Source organism: Myxococcus stipitatus DSM 14675, assembly GCF_000331735.1.
Taxonomy (GTDB): Bacteria; Myxococcota; Myxococcia; order Myxococcales; family Myxococcaceae; genus Myxococcus; species Myxococcus stipitatus.
In genome coordinates, this window is the sequence record NC_020126.1 from 1147336 (window position 1) to 1167109 (window position 19774).

Annotated in this window: 16 protein-coding genes; 8 read left to right on the plus strand and 8 right to left on the minus strand. The window is 68.2% G+C overall.

All coding sequences use genetic code 11. The annotated features are described in order from the left end of the window. Positions 1–220 precede the first annotated feature (220 nt). The 6 genes from MYSTI_RS04625 (at position 221) to MYSTI_RS04650 (ending at position 6963) form a co-directional block, all read left to right on the plus strand. Entirely contained in the window at positions 221–1027 is an 807-nt protein-coding gene (locus MYSTI_RS04625; protein ID WP_015346538.1) for a hypothetical protein, read from the plus strand. A gap of 22 nt (positions 1028–1049) precedes the next feature. Continuing rightward, positions 1050–1976, plus strand: coding sequence for a hypothetical protein (locus tag MYSTI_RS04630; protein ID WP_015346539.1), 927 nt, complete (start codon positions 1050–1052; stop codon positions 1974–1976). A gap of 50 nt (positions 1977–2026) precedes the next feature. Continuing rightward, a complete protein-coding gene (locus MYSTI_RS04635; protein ID WP_015346540.1) occupies positions 2027–3334 on the plus strand; it encodes an acetamidase/formamidase family protein in 1308 nt (435 codons plus the stop codon). A 53-nt stretch (positions 3335–3387) separates the two neighbouring features. Further along, on the plus strand, positions 3388–4194 hold the full coding sequence (locus tag MYSTI_RS04640) for an alpha/beta hydrolase family protein (protein WP_015346541.1): 807 nt from the start codon (positions 3388–3390) through the stop codon (positions 4192–4194). Between the two features lie 419 nt (positions 4195–4613). Then, the gene (locus MYSTI_RS04645) at positions 4614–6008 is read left to right on the plus strand and encodes a tryptophanase (protein WP_015346542.1); all 1395 of its coding nucleotides are present in this window, start codon (positions 4614–4616) and stop codon (positions 6006–6008) included. A 223-nt stretch (positions 6009–6231) separates the two neighbouring features. Beyond that, positions 6232–6963 carry a hypothetical protein gene (locus MYSTI_RS04650; protein WP_144369990.1) on the plus strand — a complete coding sequence of 244 codons (732 nt, stop codon included), beginning with the start codon at positions 6232–6234 and terminating at the stop codon, positions 6961–6963. Positions 6964–6974: 11 nt separating this feature from the next. Here the strand turns inward: MYSTI_RS04650 and MYSTI_RS04655 are convergent, their stop codons facing one another. The 8 genes from MYSTI_RS04655 to MYSTI_RS04690 form a co-directional block, all read right to left on the minus strand. Then, entirely contained in the window at positions 6975–9218 is a 2244-nt protein-coding gene (locus tag MYSTI_RS04655; RefSeq protein ID WP_015346544.1) for a S41 family peptidase, read from the minus strand. Positions 9219–9406: 188 nt separating this feature from the next. After that, positions 9407–10144 carry an SDR family oxidoreductase gene (locus MYSTI_RS04660; RefSeq protein ID WP_015346545.1) on the minus strand — a complete coding sequence of 246 codons (738 nt, stop codon included), beginning with the start codon at positions 10142–10144 and terminating at the stop codon, positions 9407–9409. Beyond that, positions 10122–11519, minus strand: coding sequence for an FAD-dependent oxidoreductase (locus tag MYSTI_RS04665; RefSeq protein ID WP_015346546.1), 1398 nt, complete (start codon positions 11517–11519; stop codon positions 10122–10124). The genes MYSTI_RS04660 and MYSTI_RS04665 overlap by 23 nt, the downstream gene beginning before the upstream one ends. Next, the gene (gene kynU / locus MYSTI_RS04670) at positions 11506–12783 is read right to left on the minus strand and encodes a kynureninase (protein WP_015346547.1); all 1278 of its coding nucleotides are present in this window, start codon (positions 12781–12783) and stop codon (positions 11506–11508) included. Before kynU ends, MYSTI_RS04665 begins: the two co-directional genes overlap by 14 nt. Continuing rightward, complete coding sequence (locus MYSTI_RS04675; RefSeq protein ID WP_015346548.1) at positions 12780–13796, minus strand: amidohydrolase family protein; 1017 nt, start codon at positions 13794–13796, stop codon at positions 12780–12782. The genes kynU and MYSTI_RS04675 overlap by 4 nt, the downstream gene beginning before the upstream one ends. Further along, positions 13793–14317 carry a 3-hydroxyanthranilate 3,4-dioxygenase gene (gene nbaC / locus MYSTI_RS04680; protein WP_015346549.1) on the minus strand — a complete coding sequence of 175 codons (525 nt, stop codon included), beginning with the start codon at positions 14315–14317 and terminating at the stop codon, positions 13793–13795. The genes MYSTI_RS04675 and nbaC overlap by 4 nt, the downstream gene beginning before the upstream one ends. Continuing rightward, positions 14318–14746 carry a RidA family protein gene (locus MYSTI_RS04685; protein ID WP_015346550.1) on the minus strand — a complete coding sequence of 143 codons (429 nt, stop codon included), beginning with the start codon at positions 14744–14746 and terminating at the stop codon, positions 14318–14320. It lies immediately after the preceding gene. A gap of 21 nt (positions 14747–14767) precedes the next feature. After that, positions 14768–16210 carry an aldehyde dehydrogenase gene (locus tag MYSTI_RS04690; protein WP_015346551.1) on the minus strand — a complete coding sequence of 481 codons (1443 nt, stop codon included), beginning with the start codon at positions 16208–16210 and terminating at the stop codon, positions 14768–14770. 471 nt (positions 16211–16681) lie between these two features. On the opposite strand from MYSTI_RS04690, the gene MYSTI_RS04695 reads away from it, so the two are divergent. Next, a complete protein-coding gene (locus tag MYSTI_RS04695; protein WP_015346552.1) occupies positions 16682–18421 on the plus strand; it encodes an ABC transporter permease in 1740 nt (579 codons plus the stop codon). A gap of 11 nt (positions 18422–18432) precedes the next feature. After that, positions 18433–19746 carry an ABC transporter ATP-binding protein gene (locus MYSTI_RS04700; protein WP_015346553.1) on the plus strand — a complete coding sequence of 438 codons (1314 nt, stop codon included), beginning with the start codon at positions 18433–18435 and terminating at the stop codon, positions 19744–19746. The last annotated feature ends 28 nt before the right edge of the window (positions 19747–19774 follow it).

Here is a 19774-nt window from a genome sequence, read left to right on the forward strand (position 1 = left end):
ATAAAAATGAAGCCGCGAAGACTTTAGGCCCGCTCGGCAACACTCCGGGACGTGTGCGGGGGACTCGGAGTGGCACCTACCGGACACTCGGAGGGGCTGAACGGCCGCCTGCCCGGCGGGGCGATGGACAGGGGGAGGGGGTGGGCAGGCGCTTCCTGGGCCCAATGGCACCAGGGGTCGGCGTACCCTGGTGGGCCCACCTCGTCTCAGGGAGTTCGCCTTGGCCGCGCCGCCGCGCTCGCATCCCCTCTCGCGTGAAGCACTGGTCCCCGCTGTCCATGCCGTCGTCGAGGAGCTCCTGGCCGGGCGCTTCGTCGCGGTGACACCCCAGGAGGGAGAGAGGCTGTCGCGGTGTCTGCTGCACGAGCCCACGCCCGCGACCTTCGAGGAGCTGCTGGCGCGCCTGTATGCCGCTCCGGAGTACGGGCGAGACGTCTTCGGTGACGCGACCAGTGCCTTCGCGCTCGTGAGGCTGGCCATCCACCTGTATGGCGCGCCAAGTCGACTGGCCACGGTTCCCGGCGACCTGGTCATCTCCCACGACCTGGCGGGCGCGGTCCCCACTCCGTTCTGGGTGCCCGGAAACCTCAAGGTCGACGGCATCCTCAAGGTCGACGAGGGGGCGTGGCTGCTGTGTACCGGCGATGTCGAGGTGGGGGGCGCGACGCTCGACTACGAGCTGGGCTCTGTCATCGCCGTGGGGGGCTCACTGACGACGGCGCGGATGTGCACCATGGGCGCTGTCACCATCGGCGGGCGGCTGGAGGTCTCCGACACGCTGCTGGCCTGGCGCAACGACCACCGGCTCGTGGTCGAGGGCGGACTTCGGGCCGGGCTGCTCGTGGCGTGGGACCACACCCTCCACGCGGAGGTGAGCGCGGGAGTCCGGCTGGATACAGACGCGACTCCAGAGGTGCTTCACGCGCACCTGCGGGCGGATATCCTCACGGGAGAAGGCCGCGCCGTGACCTTGGATGTCGAGGCCGCGGACGGACTGTTGCGCCGCGATGAGTCTCTTCGCGGCTGAGCCTCATGCCACGGAGAGCCTGATGCCACCGACCATCCAGCGGACCTGGGGCGTGCTGTTCAACCAGTGGTCCGAGTGGAGCAACAAGGACCCCGCCGCGCAGCTCTTGTTGGAGATGCTGGCGGACCTGGGTGATGCGGTGGAGCGAGGGTCTCGTGATGGGGCTGCGCTCGAGCAGGCGAAGCAGACCTTCTCGAAGTGGAACAGCCGAGGCACCGTCAAGCACGACGAGCGGGACCGCATGCAGGCGGAGCTTGTCCAGGCGCTCGAGAATCTGGACAACGCGACGCTGTGTTCCACCTGTGAGCGTGGCAAGGCGCTCGTGGAAGTCTTTCCCGCTGGGAATGTCTACCTGGCCGGCAAGATGCCCCTCCCTGAGATCGACTTCATCAAGGCGGCCTCGGGGATTGAGTCCTTCCAGGGGACGAAGCTGGGTTTGAAAGACGTCCTCTTGGACGCCGAGGTGATGGACCGGCTCTTTCGCCATGACCAGGTCAAGTCGCTCTGCTTGCTGAAGTGCGGGTATCCCGAGAACTGGGATGACTTCACGCTCAGCCTCCTGCCGAGGTTGAGGAAGCTGGTCTTCTATGGTGCCCACGCGTCAGCCGCCCCGGGCTTCATGCTGGATGGGTTGAGGCGCATCACCACGCTGCGCATCCTGGAGTTCATCATGGCGGACTTCCTGCACCATGAGGACTGCTACGAGAGCCTGGGGCAGATGTATCAGCTCACCACCCTGAGTCTGGCGCGGACCCTGACGAGGGAGAAGTCCGCAGGGTGGGAGCGGGAGGTGGCGATGAACGTGCTCAAGCGGCTCATCAAGCACGGCGACCTCGTCGAGCTGAACCTCGCCTGGTGCAGCATCTTCTCCGAGGTGGACCTCAAGCTCCTCGCGGACGAGCTCCAGAAGAAGGGCGGCCACTTGATTGTCAGCGCGAGCAAGTCGTGAGCTCCGCCCCATGGTCTGGAGTGTCTCCAGGTGCCATGGTGGGCTCCTTCATGCTCCGACATCTCCCGTGGCTGTTCCTGGCTTGTGTCCCCGCCGTGGCGTTCGCGCAGACTCCCGTGAAGGAGTCCTGGGTCGTGACGACGGACCTGTGGGGCACGCCGCTGTACCAGGGCCTGACGCTGGAGCGGACGGGCAAGCGGTTGGGTGGGGAGCTCGACGGAGATGGGGTGGAGGGCGAGCGCACGGGCAGCGACCTTCGCTTCGTCGTCACCGACTCGAACAAGGTCCAGTCGAGCTACACGGGCAAGGTGAGCGGTGACACGCTTCGGGGCATCGCGGACATGCCCGACACGAACAATCCGAAGACTCGTGTGAAGCATGCCTTCACCGCTCGGCGGATTCCCGAGCGCCCCGCCGGAGCGCCGCGCCGGCACGACTTCAAGCCGACGACCTGGTCGAACGAGTTCTCCGCGAGCCGCGCGCCGGTCCTCACGCTCTGGTCGGGTGACACGCTGAAGACGACCACGCTCGATTCAGGGGGCGTGGATGAGCACGGCGTCACGCAGGCGCTCTTCGGCAATCCGCAGACAGGGCCGTTCTTCATCGCCGATGCGCGCCCCGGGGACATGCTGGTCATCCATCTGAAGCGCCTGAAGTTGAACCGGCGTCATGCGGACAGCCTGGACAGCATCGTCGGGCGGGCGCTCACGCCTGCGCTGGCCGCGAAGGCGACGGAGCTGGGGAAGCCCGTGCGCTGGACGCTGGACTTGGAGCGAGGTGTCGCGAGCCCCGAGTCACCGACGGAGCGGCTCAAGGACTTCACGGTGCCGTTGAGGCCCATGCTCGGAGGGCTCGCGGTGGCGCCGGGCTTCGGTCTGCCTGCCTTCTCGACGGGGGACACGGGGCGCTTCGGCGGGAACATGGACTTCAACGAGGTGGTGGAGGGGAACACCGTCTCCCTCCCTGTCTTCCAGCCTGGGGCGCTGCTCTACTTCGGGGACGCCCATGCCGCGCAGGGCGATGGGGAGACGTCGCAGTACGCGCTGGAGACCTCCATGGAGGTCGAGCTCACCGTGGAGGTGGTGCGCGGCAAGGCGCCGTCGATGCCTCGAGTGGAGTCTCCCACGCACCTGATGGTTCTCGGGCAGGCGGGCTCGCTGGATGACGCGCTGCGCTCGGCGACGAGCGGCATGACGCAGTGGCTGGAGCAGGACTACGGGCTGACGCTCTCGGAGAGCGCGCAGGTGTTGGGCAGCAGTGTGCAGTACGTCGTCGCCAATCTGGCGGGGCGCAGCGTCGGAGTCGTCGCGAAGCTCGACAAGGCGCGGCTGGCGAAGCTGCGGCGAGGGGAGAAGTAGGGCGTTCGCGGCAAGGCTTGCCCCGGAGGCGGGGCTGTCCTCAGGATGCGCGCATGTCCTCTCTGTGGGTCCTCGACGAGCCGTCTCCCGCTCCTGACGCACGCATCGCCTATGGCCCGGGGCCCCATCACTTCGGAGAGCTGCGGCTTCCTTCGGGCCCTGGGCCGCACCCGGTGGTGGTCGTCGTCCATGGGGGATTCTGGCGCGCGAAATATGACCTCACGTACATGGGGCATGCGTGCGCCGCGCTGACGGCGAGCGGCTTCGCGACGTGGAGCCTGGAGTACCGCCGCATTGGCCATGAGGGCGGAGGCTTTCCGGGCACGTTCGAGGATGTGTCGCTTGGCGCGGACCATCTGCGTGCCCTCGCGGGGGCACATTCCTTGGACCTCTCGCGCGTGGTCTTCACGGGGCATTCCGCGGGAGGTCATCTCGCGCTGTGGCTGGGGGCGAGGCATCGGCTGCCGGCGCGTGGAGCATTGTGTCGCGGCAATCCGTTGCGGCCTCGCGGGGTCGTGGCGCTGGCGGCCGTGTCGCATCTGCCGCGCGCGTTCGAGCTGCGATTGAGCGACTGCGTCGTGGAGTCCTTCATGGGAGGCACGCCCGAGGCCCTCGCGGCGTCCTATTCGCTGGCCTCACCCTCCGCGCTCCAGCCGCTGGGCCTGCCGCAGGTGCTCATCCACGGCGTCGAGGACGACACGGTTCCGGTGGCGATGAGCGAGGACTTCTGCGCCCGGGGCCGTTCGCTCGGGGATGCCGTGAGCACGGTGAGCCTGGCGGGGGCGGGGCACTTCGAGGTGGTCGACCCGCGCTCTCGGGAGTGGCCTCGTGTGGTGGAGGCCATCCGCTCGCTGATGTGACTCCCTGCGTGGTGCCGTGAGTCATGGCTGGAGTCGACTCACCCCCACGCCGCGACCGGCTCAACGGCTGGATGACACGCCATCCATGCTCGGCTCGGCCGCGGGCGCCCGAGAGTCCCAGACAGCCCTTCCGATACGGCCGACGTCGCTCCCGAAACGCAACGCCAGACTTCGAGGGCGTTCGAGACACCTCGTCGAAGAGCGGCTCGCGGACAGGGAAACAACGGGCTCTACCTTCGACAAACCTTCGAGAACCATCGGGTAGCTTGGACGCAGCGGGCTTCCGGCTCGCGGAGACGCATGGCCCGCGGGTTCGTGCGTCCCCTGATGAGTCACCCTCGGGACCCATGGGCGAAAGGGGGCGTGCTCGCCATCTTGCGGCGCGCGGAAGAAAAACTCTCCGCGAGAAGGTCCTGCTCATGAAACCACGCCTCATGCCGGAGCCCTTTCGCTCCAAGATGATCGAGCCCTTGTCGCTGCCCTGTCGTTCGACGCGCGAGGCCGTCCTGAAAACCAGCCAGTACAACATGTTCCAGCTCAAGAGCCGGGACGTCTATCTGGACTTGCTGACGGACTCCGGCACGGGGGCCATGAGCAAGGAGCAGTGGGCGGCGATGATGAATGGCGACGAGGCCTATGCTGGCGCGAACAGCTTCTTCAACCTGAAGAAGGCCGTCCAGGAGCTGCTCGGGTTCGACCACGTGATTCCCACGCACCAGGGGCGCGGCGCGGAGCACGTGGTCTTCGGCTCGCTCGCCCAGCCCGGGGATGTCATCCCCATGAACATGCCCTTCGATACAACCCGGGCCCATATCTTCCACGCCGGGGCCCGGCCCCTCAGTTGCGTGGTGGACGAGGCCTTCCAGCCTGGGCTGGATGCTCCGTTCAAGGGCAACGTCGACCTGGGAAAGCTGGAGCTGGTGCTCGCGCAGCATCCGCGTCAGCGCATCCCGCTCATCATGGTCACCGTCACCAACAACTCGGGCGGCGGCCAGCCGGTCAGTCTGGAGAATCTCCAGGCCTGCGCCAGGATGGCCCGTGCGCGCGGCATCCCCCTGTTCCTGGACGCCGCGCGCATGGCGGAGAACGCCTGGTTCATCCAGCAGCGCGAGCCGTCCTGCAAAGACCTGAGCTGCGCCCAGATTCTCCGGCGGATGATGGACTGCGCGGACGCCATCACCGTGAGTTGCAAGAAGGACGCGCTCGTGAACATCGGCGGCCTGGTGGCCACGCGCACGGAGGCGCTCTACTACCAGCTCGCTCCCAGGACCATCCTGTTCGAGGGATACCTGAGCTATGGCGGCCTCGCCGGGAGGGACTTGGAGGCCCTGGCGTGCGGACTCCGGGAGATGGTGGACGAGGAGTATCTGGCCCACCGGGTGGCGCAGGTGGGCTACCTGGGAGACCAGCTGAGCGAGGTGGGGGTCCCCGTCCTGCGCCCCGTGGGTGGCCACGCCGTCTTCATCGACGCCAGCGCGTTCTTGCCGCACATCCCGCGGAGGTACTACCCGGCCGACGTGCTGAGTATCGAGGTGTATCGCGAGGGCGCCATCCGAGGCGTGGGGCTCGGCGCCCTGGCGTTCGAGGAGACGGACCTCTCCACGGGCGAGAAGATACCTCCTCAACTGGAGCTGTACCGGCTCGCCGTGCCACGGCGTGCCTATTCGAACCACCACATGGACTACGTGGCCCAGATGGTGGCCGCCGTGTACCAACGGAGGAACTCCATCCGCTACGGTCTGAAGCTCGCGCGGGAGTCTCCGGTCCCCGGGCTCGCGCACTTCGTCGCCCAGCTGGAGCCGGTGGAGCTCTGAGCGATGAGGGCACGCGCTGCGCGCTGCGGACCGAGCACGGGGGCCGCTGATTCGGGGCAGGAATCCTGGGCATGTCCGCCATGCAACGGCTCGGCATCCCGGAAGTCGACAGTGTGTGTGTCAGCACGGCCCGCGTCCGAACCGGGCCAGCCGCGTGAAGCAGAGTGGCCTCGCGGAACGGAGGATTCAAATGACGCGAGGAACGAGTGGGTGGTCCTGGCTCATGGCCGTGGTTGTCCTCTCCGGAGTCGGTTGCAAGACGCTGTCGCGGATGGATGTCACGTTCGAGCAGGACGCGCTCGGGGCTGCGCCAGCCACCTATCCGGCGCCGAGCCCGCCGAACGATGTGCTGGCCTCCTATACGTCCACACAGACCACGTCCGTTGTCGTGGCCGACCCGGCGGGGGGACAGCGCCTTCGCATCACGCCGCAGCCCTCCTTCGTGAGTGCCCCCGACTTCCGCAAGCGCGCCATCCTCGTCACCTCCGACGTGTTCACGGCTGGCGCGAGCATCCGCGGCCACCTGCGCGTTCGCATGGAGGGCCTGGGTCAGCTCCTCATCGGGTTGCGTGCGGTCAACGGCCCGAACATGAGTGACTTCCTGGGCGGCTTCTCGGTGGGGAACTACCAGGCGAGCACCACCCGCATCGAGCTCCTGAACCCGTTCACCGAGAACGGCATGGAGGGAAACTACCCGCTGTTCACCTCCGCTGGCGTCCTGGCCAGTGTTGCGGGCGGGCAAGTCGTGGACATTCAGTGGAGCCTCGACCAGGCCTCACGCTCGATTGCCGCCAGCGTTTCTGGCGGTCAGTCCGTGTCGACGACCTTCGCCGCGACGTCGAACGGTGTGGCCGTCACACCGATTGAACGGCTCGGCCTGTGGATATGGCTGGGCAATCCCTCCTCGAACACGGCTGCCTTCGTCGACAACCTCTCTGTCGAGGAATACAAGTGAGTGTCTAGCGGTCACTCCCGGCGGGTAGACGTCGGCTGAGCGGGCTTCTCCTTCAGGATTTGGAGGGCGCGCTCCAGCAACTCATCCCGACCCGCGCGCAGGCCCGCGAGGGTGGGGCGCAGCTTCACGTGGGGCTCCAATCCCTTGCGCTGGAGCTGCCGCCCATCACCATGGCGGATGTTCGCTCCGGTGAAGGAGAAGCGAACCCCTCCGGGCAGCACCGCATGGGTGATGTCTCCATTGGCGCCCGCGGTCGGGCTGCCCACGAAGACCGTGTCCGCCGTGGCCTCCAACATCAGGCCGGTGTGCTCGGCCTGGCTCATGGTGCGCGTATCAATCAGCGTGACGGTGCGCCCTTGATACTTGAAGGGGGCATTCGGGGAGGCATGGCTCGTGTTCTTCAGCCAGCCGGAGTGCAGCCCGCCCACGAAGGGAGACTCCCCGAGGGCGAACGGTCGCGAGCCCTTCACGTCGAGATAGGGCGCGAGCGCCCACAGGCTCCCGCGTGGGTAGTTGCGCAGGTCGAACACGATGCCCCGGGTGTCCTTGAGCTTCTCGAACAGGGCGGGCACCTGCCAGGCTTCCAGCAAGGCGAAGTCGACGAGGCCGATGTTCCCATCCAGCAGCTGGAAGGCCTCCTTGCGCGACGAAGGGGGAAACCCCAGCCCCTGCCGATAGGTGACCTTCACCTCCTTGACCCCCTTCGCATCACGCACGGTGAGACGCGCCTCGGAGCCATCGGGCCCCGCGAGCGCGCGTCGCAGCGTGACGTGCCGATGGAAGTCAGGCGTCGAGGCCGACGTGTAGGGGGCGAACTTGCGCGCCCGCTCATCGATGGGCTCCCCGTTGACCTTCTCGATGATGTCGCCCACCGCGAGCCCCGGCATGCTCTCCGGGACGAACACGTCCAGCACGACCGCCTTGCCGTCGATGTCCGTCACCCAGACCGGCGCGCTGACGCCGAAGAACCGCTGGAGCTCGGGGTGTCCTCTCACGTGGACATGGCCGTCTCGCAACCAGGTGCCCGCCTCGGCCAGCGCGAGGACGTACTCGGTGGCGTTTCGGGTCTTCTCCATCTTCTCGAGGAGCTCCGGCAGGCGTGACTCCCAGGGCCGGTCCATCAAGTCGGGGTAGGCGAAGAAGGAGTCCACCGCTGTCCACAACTTGGCCCCAGCCAGGATGCGCAGCTCGCGGGACGGGTAGAGCGCCTCGGGGTAGGCCGGCTCCGGACGCCAGGTGGCGAGCGGCCGAGGCGTCCTGGCGGGGAGGCTTCCTCGCTTGGGAGGACGTGTCGCGAGCGCGAGGGCCTGTCTCATCCCTTCATCGGGCCCGTCCATGCGGACGCGGACGGGGCGCGCCAGGTCCGCGGAGAGCGGGAGCACCGGCTCGTTGCTGCTCATCAGCGCGCGATAGCCTTCGCCCAGGGGGAGCGGAATCTGGAGGTTGATGGAGGAGTCGTCGAGCGGGCCCTCCGTGACGAGGAGCGCCTTGCCTTGCGCCTGCAACGCGAGGACGGATAGGTCGAGGGCCGTGCTCGGGTCGACGAGGAAGACGAGCAGGGCGGGCTTCTTGCCTGGAGTGCCCGTGATGAGGGAGCTGGCGGAGACGAGGAAGTGGGTGTCATGGACGCTCTGCTCACCGTCCTGGGGCTTCAGTCCCATGTGCGCCACCTCGCGCATGCCGGGCACGCTCAGCTCGCCCTCGATGAAGTGGGGCAGCAGCGCGGGCAGCACCCACGGGAGGCCGTAGCGCGTGAGTCCGCGCATGCGAAGGTCCAGCACCACCGCGCGAGCCTTCGCCGCGTCCGCGTCGACTGACTGCTCCAGCTCAGCCCAAGCGGACTGGGCCTCGGGGCCCAGCAGGTTGCGCAGGTCGAGCACGAGGACGTCCTTCTCCCAGCTCTTGAGCGCGCGCAGCGTGGGAGGAGGAATGGAGGTGGCGGGAGGTGTCTCGGGCTCCACCAGCGTGGCCGGGTCTCCGAGCGCCGCGAGCATCCCTTGGACGGCCGCGGCATAGGACTGGGCATCCTTCGCCGCTTCGACCTTGGGCAGCGCAGCGAGGAACGCCGCGTCCCATTCGGCGGGCTTGGAGAGGGCTTGCGGATGGCGGAAGCGAACAGTGCCCCAGAGCTTCACGAGCTGGATTCGCCGCTCGGCGGAGCGGGCCTCAGGGGCCTGTTGCGCCAGCCCGCGCGAAGGCAGGTTGGTGATGGCAAACAGCAGCACGGCGACCCAGGAAAGGTGTCCTCGCCTCATGGTGCTGACCTCCGCGACGGTGGAGCGGAGTGCCCGTGGCTTCGGAGCCTCCGCACACGAACTGCCGGAGTCCGAGACACTATCCCAAACATCCTCGCGGATGAGGTCCGCTCATGCAGACCCCATGCGTCACGAGCCCTGCCGCGAGCACGCGGGGCCTCGGGTGGAGGCCCTCGCGCCTGTGTCGCTCAGAACCCGCGCTGCGCTCCACCGTCGACGCAGATGGACTGGCCGGTGACGTAGGACGCCTGCTCGGACGACAGGAACGCCACCAGCGCGGCCAGCTCCTCCGGACGGCCCAGTCGGCGCGCGGGAATCTGCGGCGCCACCTTCTCGTCCGTGAGCCCCAGCTCCGTCATCCGCTCCGTCGCGTGGTAGCCCGGCAGCACCGCGTTCACCGTGACGCCGTGCTGCGCCACCTCGTTGCTCACCGTCTTCACCAACCCGAGCAACCCCGCGCGCAAGCCATTGGACACCGTGAGGTTCGCCATCGCCTCACGCGCCGCCAGCGACGTCACCAGCACGATGCGACCCCACTTCCGCTCCCGCATCCCCGGCAGCGCCGCCTGCATCCCATCCACCGCCGCCATCCACAGGCTCTGGAAGCCGAGCTGCCACTGCTCCGCCGTCAGCGCCTCGAACGGCCCCGCCGGAGGCCCGCCCGTGTTCACCACGAGCACATCCACACCACCCAGCTTCGCCGCCACCTCGTCCACCAGCCGCCGCGCCGCACCCGGCTGCGTCAGGTCACACGGCACCGCCAGCGCCGCGCCCAGCGACTTCGCCGCCTTCTCCAGCTTGTCGCCACCGCGCGAGCAGATGGCCACCGTCGCGCCTTCCCTCACCAGCGCCTGCGCCGTCGCGTAGCCCAGTCCCGCCGACGCGCCCATGACGAGCGCGCGCTTACCCTTCAGTCCGAAATCCATCCGCGTGCTCCTTCATGAATGGCACCAACCGCTCCTGGATGAGCCGCCCGGCCCGCTCCAGGTCCACGTCCTCGGCGCGCGTCAGCCCCTCGGACAACTCCGAGACGATGCCACCGGCAATCGCCCCCACTTCATATGCCAGCCGGTACGGCACCCGACTGAAGCTCACCATCGAGTAGCGGCTGACGAACGTCCCCGGGAAGGCATTGAGCAACACCTTCTCCACCGCCTTCTCCAACAAGAAGCGCGGGTTGCCCGTGCTGTCGCGCATCTCGATGAAGTTCTCCACTGCCATGTCCGCGATGGCGTCCGAGTTCGTCTTGCGCAGCTTCTCCAGCGCACCGAACAGGCTCTCCCATGAGCCGTGCTCCGCGAGCAGCCGGTTGAACACCGTGACGTCCTCGAAGCCGCAGTTCATCCCCTGGCCGAAGAACGGGACGATGGCGTGCGCCGCATCCCCCAGCACCACCGCCTTGCCGCCCGCGTGCCACGGCGCGCACTTCACCGTCACCATGCTGCCCGTGGGCCGCGCGAAGAACGCCTCCGTCAAATCCGGGATGAGCGCCTTCGCGTCCGCGAACTGCTCCTCGAAGAACGCCTCCAGTCGAGCCGGCGTGTCCAGGGACTCGAAGCTCACCGGCCCCTTCCATGGCAGGAACAACGTACACGTGAAGCTGCCGTCCTCGTTGGGCAGCGCAATCAGCATGTACGTCCCACGCGGCCAGATGTGCAGCGCGTGCTTCTCCATCTGGAACGCGCCACCCGGCCCCGCCGGAATCGTCAGCTCCTTGTAGCCGTGCCCCAGCTGCTCCTGCGTCGACTCGAAGCCCTGCACCTGCTCCAGCGCCTGTCGCACCGCGGAGCCGGAGCCATCCGTGCCGAACACCACGCGGCCTTCTTCGCGGCGCTCCTCGCCCGTGGCCTCGTCCACCACCGTGAGCACACCCGTCTTCGCATCCAGGTGCGTCACCCGCTGCCGGTAGCGGAAGCGGACCCGACCCGACTCCTCCGCCGCCGACATCAGGAACTTGTTCAGCCACGCCCGCGACAGCGAGTTGATGTGCTGCGAGTCGTCCTTGCCATACGGCTGATAGACCAGCGAGCCCTTCGGCGGATGAATCATCCGCCCGCGCATGGGGATGGCGTGGCGGAGCGCCTCCTCCTCCAACCCCTGCTGTCTCAGCGCGTACAGGCCCCGCGTGGAGATGGCGAGGTTGATGGAGCGCCCCGCGTCGATGACCTCGCGGCGCATGTCCGGGCGGCGCTCCAGCACCTCCACGGAGTAGCCCTGGCGGGCCAACTCCACCGCGAGCAGCGAGCCCACCAGGCCCGCGCCCACGATGGTGACCGTCTCGTTGTGCTCAGTCGCGCGCATGGGCCTCCAGGGTCCGCACGAAGCGGTAGACGTCGGTGAACGAGCAGTACAGCGGCGCGGGCGCCGCGCGGATGATGTCCGGCTTGCGGAAGTCGCAGATGATGCCCGCGTCCGACAAGCGCTTGAGCATCCCCTGCGCCTCGCCCTTGAACCGCAGCGACAACTGCGCGCCCCGCTGCTTCACGTCCCTGGGCGTGATGATGCGCACGAAACCCGGAGGCAACTTCTCCAGCAGGAACTCCAGGTAGCCGGTGAGCTTCTCGCTCTTCGCGCGCAGCGCCTCCATGCCCGCCTGGTCGAACAGCTCGAACGAGGCCCGCAGCGCCGCGAGCTGGAGGATGGGCGGGTTGGACAACTGCCACCCCTCCGCGCCCGGCAGCGGGTCGAACGTCGGCCCCATCTGGAAGCGCGTCGCCTTGTCGTGTCCCCACCAGCCCTCGAAGCGCGGGATGTCCTTCGAGCGCGCATGCCGCTCGTGCACGAACACCCCCGCCAGCGCGCCCGGCCCGCCGTTGAGGTACTTGTACGAGCACCACACCGCGAAGTCCGGCCCGTCGTCATGCAAGGCCAGCTTCAGGTTGCCCGCGCCATGCGCCAGGTCGAAGCCGACGAAGCAGCCCTTGGCGTGCGCCGTCTTCGTAATCGCCGGGATGTCGAACGCCTGTCCCGTGAGGTAGTTCACGCTGCCCAACATCACCAGGGCCACTTCGTGCCCGTGCTGGTCCAGCGTGGCGAGGATGTCCTCGGTGCGCAGCGTCTCCTCACCCGGGCGAGGCTTCAGCTCCAGGATGGCCTCGCGCGGGTCATACCCGTGGAAGCGCGCCTGCGACGCCACCGCGTACTGGTCCGAGGGGAACGCTCCGCCCTCCACGAGAATCTTGAAGCGCGTCTTCGTGGGTCGGTAGAACGACACCATCATCAGGTGCAGGTTCACCGTCAGGGTGTTCATCACCACCACTTCCTGCGGCTTCGCGCCCACCAGCCGCGCGGCCTGCTCGGTGACGAGCTCGTGGTAGTGCAGCCACGGGTGCCGTCCGTGGTGGTGGCCCTCCACGCCGAAGCGGGCCCAGTCCTCCAGCTCCTCCTGCACGTAGCGCGCGGCGTTCTTCGGCTGGAGCCCCAGCGAGTTGCCCGCCAGGTACACCAGCGGCTTGCCATCCGTCCCCGGCGGGAAGTGGAACGCGTCGCGGAAGGAGCGAAGCGCGTCGGCCTCGTCGGCGCGGCGCGCGAAGTCCTCGGTGTCCTCGAAGGAGTGCGTCGTCATGGTGCGAAGTCCTCGCGAGCGCGGCCCAGCCACGCCAGTGCGTTCTTCCAGAGCAGCTGCTCGCGCGTGTCGACAGACAGCTCGGTCAGTGAGTCGATGAGGGTGCCCGGGCGGTCCTCGCCCAGGGGGAACGGATAGTCACTGCCCAGCGCGACCTTGTCCTGGCCGAACAGCTTCACGATGAAGCGCAGCGTGTCCGCGTCGTGCACCAGCGAGTCCACCCAGAAGCGGCCCAGGTAGTCGCGCGGTGGCACCTTGTTGTCCACGGCGACCAGGTCCGGACGGGCCTCGAAGCCGTGCTCGATGCGGCCCAGCGTCCCGGGGAACGAGCCGCCACCGTGCGCGAACGCGAAGCGCAGCTTGGGCAGCCGCTCCATTACTCCGCCGAAGATGAGCGAGCACATGGCCAGCGACACCTCCGCGGGCATGCCCACCAGCCACGGCAGCCAGTACTTCTGCATCTTCGCCTCGCCCATCATGTCCCATGGGTGGACGAAGATGGACGCGCCCAGCTCGCTGGCCGCCTCGAAGAAGGGGAACAGCTTCTCGTCGGAGAGGTTCCAGTCGTTGACGTGACTGCCAATCTGCACGCCCGACAGCCCCAGCTCCTTCACGCACCGCTCCAGCTCTCGAATCGCAAGCTCCGGCGACTGGAGGGGCACGGTGCCCAGGCCCGCGAAGCGCTTGGGGTGCTCACGCACCGCTCCGGCCACGTGGTCATTCAGGAAGCGGGACAGGTCCGCGCCGTGCTCCGGCTTCGTCCAGTAGCTGAACATCACCGGCACGGTGGAGAGCACCTGGACGTGGACGCCCGTCGCATCACACTCCTCGATGCGCTTCACCGGGTCCCAGCAGTTGCTCTCAATCTCGCGGAAGAACTTCCCGTCGTCCCGCAGCATGCGCGCGCGGCACGGCTTGTGGTGGTCCAGCGTGATGAAGCCCCCGTAGCCGTAGCGCTCGGCGAAGCGCGGGAGCTTCTCGGGCAACAGGTGCGTGTGGATGTCGACCTTCAACGCGTCGGCCCTCCCTTGGTGACCTTCGTCCCGCACTTCTTGCAGGTGCAGTTCTCGGGGTTGCCGTAGAAGTGCTCGAAGATGGGGGGCAGCTGCGTCACGAGGTTCGTGACGTGGACGAACTCCTCGTAGAGCTTCTCGTTGCACGAGGGGCACATCCACATGAAGCCATCCAGCTCGTGCGGCAGGCGGCGGCGCTCCAGCACCAGGCCCACCGTGCCGGCGGGACGCTGCGGCGAGTGCGGCAGCTTGGGCGGCAGCAGGTAGATGTCGCCCTCGTGGATGGGGATGTCCACGGGCTTGCCGTCATCGAGGACGCGCAGGTTCATGGAGCCCTCGAGCTGGTAGAAGAACTCCTCGCCCTCGTTGATGTGGTAGTCCGTGCGCGCGTTCGGCCCGCCGACGACGGTGACCATGAACTCACGGTCCGCCCACACCAGTTGGTTGCCCACGGGCGGCTTGAGCAGGTGGCGGTGCTCGTCAATCCACTTCTTGAAGTTGATGGGAGTCAGGCGGCCCATTCATTCGTCTCCGATGGTGGCGATGCACTTGAGCTCGATGGCAATGGGCGTGGGGAGCGCGTTGATTTCGAGCGTCGTCCTGCACGGCGGGTTGTCCTTGAAGTACTCCGCCCACAGCCGGTTGTAGATGGGGAAGTCCTTCTTCATGTTCGTGAGGTACACGGTGACGTCCACCAGCCGCTCCCACGAGGAGCCCGCGTCCTCCAGGATGTAGCGGACGTTGCGGAACACCGAGTGGCACTGCTTCTCGATGTCGTAGGAGAGGATGTTGCCCTCGGCGTCCAGCTCCACGCCGGGAATCTTCTTCGTGCCGCGCTCCCTCGGCCCCACGCCCGACAGGAACAGCAGGTTGCCCACGCGGCGCGCGTGGGGATACAGGCCCACGGGCTCGGGGGCCTTCTGGGAATCGACTCGCTCACTGGTGCTCACGTCGTGTCTCCGTCCAGCGCGTCACAGCTTGATGCACACGTTCTTGGGCTCGGTGAAGAAGCGCAGCGCTTCCCAGCCGCCCTCGCGTCCCACGCCCGAGTCCTTCACCCCGCCGAACGGCGTGCGCAGGTCGCGCAGCATCCAGCAGTTCACCCAGACGATGCCGCTGTGCAGCCGGGCCGCGAAGCGGTGCGCGCGCGACAGGTCCTTCGTCCACACGCTGGCGGCCAGGCCGTACTTCGTGGCGTTCGCCCACGCGAGGACCTGGTCCTCGTGGTCGAAGGGCATCAGCGTGGCCACCGGGCCGAAGATCTCCTCCTGGTTGGTGCGGCAGGAGGCGTCCAGGTTCTCGATGAGGGTGGGCTCCACGAACCAGCCCTCGGCGCAGCGGCCGGAGAGGCTGGCGCGCTTGCCTCCGGTGAGGATGCGTCCGCCCTCCTGCTTCGCCAGGTCGATGTAGCCCATCACCTTGTCGAAGTGCTGTTGGGAGACCAGCGCGCCCTGCTCGGTGCCGGCCTCCAGCGGGTCGCCCACCTTGAGCGCTCGCGTGCGCTCCACCAGCGCGTCGCGGAAGCGCGGGTAGAGGGAGCGCTGCACGAAGATGCGCGGGCCGCAGAGGCAGATCTGCCCCTGGTTGGAGAACGATGAGCGCACCGTCGTGGCGAGCGCCTCGTCGAAGTCGCAGTCGTCGAAGATGACGTTGGGGTTCTTCCCGCCCATCTCCAGCGACAGCTTCTTGAAGGCGGGTGCGGCCACGCGGGCAATCTCGGCGCCCACGCGGGTGCTGCCCGTGAAGGAGATGGCTGGGATGTCCGGGTGCTGGCTCATGGCCGCGCCGACCTTGGGGCCCAGGCCGTGGACGATGTTGAGCACGCCGGGGGGCAGGCCCACGTCACGGCAGACCTGGGAGAGCAGGTAGGCCGTCATGGGTGTGACTTCGGAGGGCTTGGCGACGATGCAGTTGCCCATGGCCAGCGCGGGCGCGAGCTTCCACGTCAGCAGGTAGAGGGGCAGGTTCCACGGGGAGATGCAGCCGACGACACCCAGCGGTGAGCGCAGCGTGTAGTTGAGGGCCACGCCGTCGGTGGCGTGGGACTCGCTGGAGAACTGGGTGACGGCGTCGGCGAAGAACTCGAAGTTGAGGATGCTGCGCGGGATGTCGACGGAGGAGGCGACGGCCAGCGGCTTGCCGGAGTCGATGGACTCCGCGAGGGCGAAGTCGGGCAGGCGCTGACGAATCGTGTCCGCGATGCGGCGGAGCATGCGCGAGCGCTCGGCGGCGGGCGTGGCGGACCAGGCGGGGAAGGCGCGGGAGGCGGCCTCCACGGCGCGCTGGACGTCGCTCTCGTCGGAGTCGGGGACCTGCGCGTACGTCTTCGCCGTCGCGGGCTCGGGCTTGTCCAGCCACGTGCCTCCGCGGGCGGGCAGCATCTCTCCCCCGATGTAGTTGAGCACCTTCTGCATGGCGGACCTCCGTGTGTGCCCACTCCCGGCAGTGGACCGCGAGCGCCCACGCCAGACCCAGGTCGAACGCGGCGCAATGTACGCAACCCCTGGACCCGTCACCAGCATCACTGACGGCGGCGTTCAGGGGCCCTCGCCTGGTGCCACGCCCGGTGGCGCATCCCTGACACGGCCCGAAGGAACGCTTGCCTTCTCCGTCCGAGAGCGCTCCTGTCCCATCGGGATGACGCGGAAGGACAAAGATGCTGGGACTCTCGAGAGGACCGGGTCATCACCGCGTCGGGTGCACTCGCGACGAAAGACAGTCGAAGTCACCCCATCGAAATCGAACGTGGAGCTGGAGCGCCCTCGAATCCACCCTGGACCTCTGGCGCCGGACGCCGACGTCTGTTGAACCGTCATCTCGCGCTGGCGTGACGAAGTAGCGGCGCCCCGCTTCCGTTGCTTGATTGCCCGCAACGGAGGCGCGGAATGAAGACGACACCCTCGGTGACGTGGGGCGAGTCCAACGCCACGCTGGCGCGTGGACGCCGCTTCAGCTTCGTCGACGTGCTCGTCATCGCCGGCCTTGCCGGAGCCCTCTTCGGAGGTCTCCACGCGGCCCACGAGTGGACCGGCGCCCTGCGGCCCTCCGTGGACATCGACCTGTCCCCTCGCGCGCTGCCCGAGTACACCTTCCTCTCGATGTCCCGAGGGCTCATCGCCTACGCCCTCTCGCTCACCTTCACGCTCGTCTATGGCTACTGGGCCGCGAAGGACCGCGTGGCCGAGCGCGTCCTGCTGCCGCTGCTCGACATCCTCCAGAGCATCCCCGTCCTGGGCTTCATGCCCGGACTCGTGCTCGCGCTCGTCGCCGCGTTCCCCACGAGCAACGTCGGGTTGGAGCTGGCCGCCGTCCTGATGATCTTCACCGGCCAGGCCTGGAACATGACGTTCAGCTACTACCACTCGCTGCGCTCCGTCCCCTCCGAGCAGCGCGAGGCCGCCACCGTCTACCGGTTCAGTCGCTGGCAACAGCTCAAGTGGGTGGAGCTCCCCTTCGCCACCATCGGCCTCGTGTGGAACAGCATGATGAGCATGGCCGGAGGGTGGTTCTTCCTGATGATCAACGAAGCCTTCGTGCTCGGCACCCGGGACTTCCGGCTGCCCGGCCTGGGCTCGTACATGAGCGTCGCCGTGGCCCACGGTGACGTGCCCGCCATGCTGTGGGCCATCCTCGCGATGACCACCATGATTGTCTTCCTGGACCAGGTCCTCTGGCGCCCCGTCGTCGTCTGGGCCCAGAAGTTCCGCGTCGAGGAAGGGGGCCAGGCGGAGGCCATGGACTCCTGGTTCCTCGACCTGCTGCGCCGCTCGCGACTCCTGGGGCTCCTGCGCTCCGGTCTGGACCGGCTGTCCCTCCTGCTCGCCCGGCCGCGCGCGCGACGCGCCCCCGCCCCCTCGACGAAGCCCTCGGAGAACCCGCTCACGCACCACCTGTCGCACGTGCTCTTCGCCGTGCTCGTCGTGCTGCTGCTCATCGGCGCGTACCGCCTGGTGCTCATCCTGCGCGAGGTGTCGCTGGCGCAGTGGGGCCGGACGCTGGGCCTGGCCCTGGTGACGCTGGGGCGCGTGCTGCTGTCCACGTTCCTGGGGACGCTGTGGGCGGTGCCCGCGGGGCTGGCCATCGGCCTGTCTCCGAGGGCGTCCCGGCTCCTCCAGCCCGTCATCCAGGTGGTGGCGTCCTTCCCCGCGCCCATGCTCTTCCCGGTGGTCATCGCGGGCCTGGCCTTCGCGGGCGTGGGCCTGGGGTGGGGGAGCATCCTGCTCATGCTGCTGGGCACCCAGTGGTACATCCTCTTCAACGTCGTGGCCGGCGCCACGGCCATCCCCGCGGACCTGCGCGAGATGTCGCGCGCCTACGGCATCCGAGGCTGGCTGCGCCTGCGCACGCTCTTCCTGCCCGCCCTCTTCCCGTACCTGCTGACGGGCTGGATGACCGCGGCGGGAGGCGCCTGGAACGCGAGCATCGTCGCGGAGCTGGCCCACTCCCGAGGAGAAACCCTGGTCGCTCCGGGCCTGGGCTCCCAAATCAGCCAGGCCGCGGCGGGGGCGGACTTCCCGCTGCTCGCGGTCAGCGTCGTGGTGATGTCCGCGGTGTTGGTGACCTTCAACCGCCTGGTGTGGAAGCGCCTGCACACCCTGGCGCGCACGCGCTTCTCGCTGAGCTGACGAGCCCCGCCATGGACCCCCGCCCCGACTCCTCCCTCACCGAGCCCCTCTGTGAACTGCGCGGCGTGTCGCACGACTTCACCCAACCCAACGGCGCGCCGCTGCCCGTGCTCCGGGACATCCACCTGCAGGTGCGGCCCAACGAGGTCGTCTGTCTCCTGGGGCCCTCGGGGTGTGGCAAGTCCACCATCCTGCGCATCCTCGCGGGATTGATTCGTCCCTCCCGAGGCGAGGTGCTCGCGCACGGCCAGCCGCTCACGGGGCTCAACCCCGGCGTGGCCATCGTCTTCCAGTCCTTCGCGCTCTACCCGTGGATGACCGTCATCCAGAACGTGGAGGTCGTCCTCCAGGCCGCGGGCCTGCCGCGAGCGGCGGTGCACGAGCGCGCCGCCCACGCCGTGCGCATCGTGGGGCTCAACGGCTTCGAGGCGGCGTATCCGCGCGAGCTGTCCGGAGGCATGAAGCAGCGGGTGGGCATGGCGCGCGCGTTCTCCCTGGACCCGGAGCTGCTCTTCATGGACGAGCCCTTCAGCCAGGTGGACGCGCTGACCGCGGAGAGCCTGCGCGCGGAGGTGCTCGACTTGTGGGCGGCCAAACACCGGCGCTCCTCCTCCATCCTGATGGTGAGCCACGACATCAAGGAAGTCGTCTACATGGCGGACCGCATCGTGGTGCTCGGCGCGCACCCGGGCGTGGTGCGCGCGGTGGTGGAGAACACGCTGCCGCGTCCGCGCGACTATCGCTCGCCGGAGCTGCTGCGCATGGTGGACCGGCTGCACGACACCATCACCGGGCATGAGCTGCCGGACGCACCGGCCCCCTCCGCGCCAAGGCCCGCGGAGAGCCCCGCCTCCAGCATGGAGCCCCTGCCCACGGTGAGCACCAGCCAGGTGGTGGGCCTGCTGGAGTACCTGGGCGCGCGCGGAGGTTCGGAGGATGTGTTCCGCATGGCCACGGACACGGCCCAGGAGTTCGGCAAGGCCCTCAACGTGGTGAAGGCCGCGGAGATGCTGGAGTGGGTGGACACGCCCAAGCGGACGGTGGTGCTGGCGCCCATCGCGCGCGACTTCCTGGACGCGGACGTGCCGGGCCGCAAGGCGCTCTGGCGGCGGCAGGTGCTCCGGCTGGGCATCTTCCGCCAGCTCCAGTCCGTGCTGGAGCAGCAGCCACGCAAGGCGCTGCGGCGCGAGCAGGTGCTCGAGCTCATCGTGCTCCACATGCCCTTCGAGGACTACGAGCGCATCTTCGACACCCTGGTGCGCTGGGGCCGCTTCGGAGATGTGTGGGCCTACGACGAGGAGCTGGAGACGCTGTCGCTCCAGTGAAGCATGCGCATCTTCCTTCCCTGGGAAT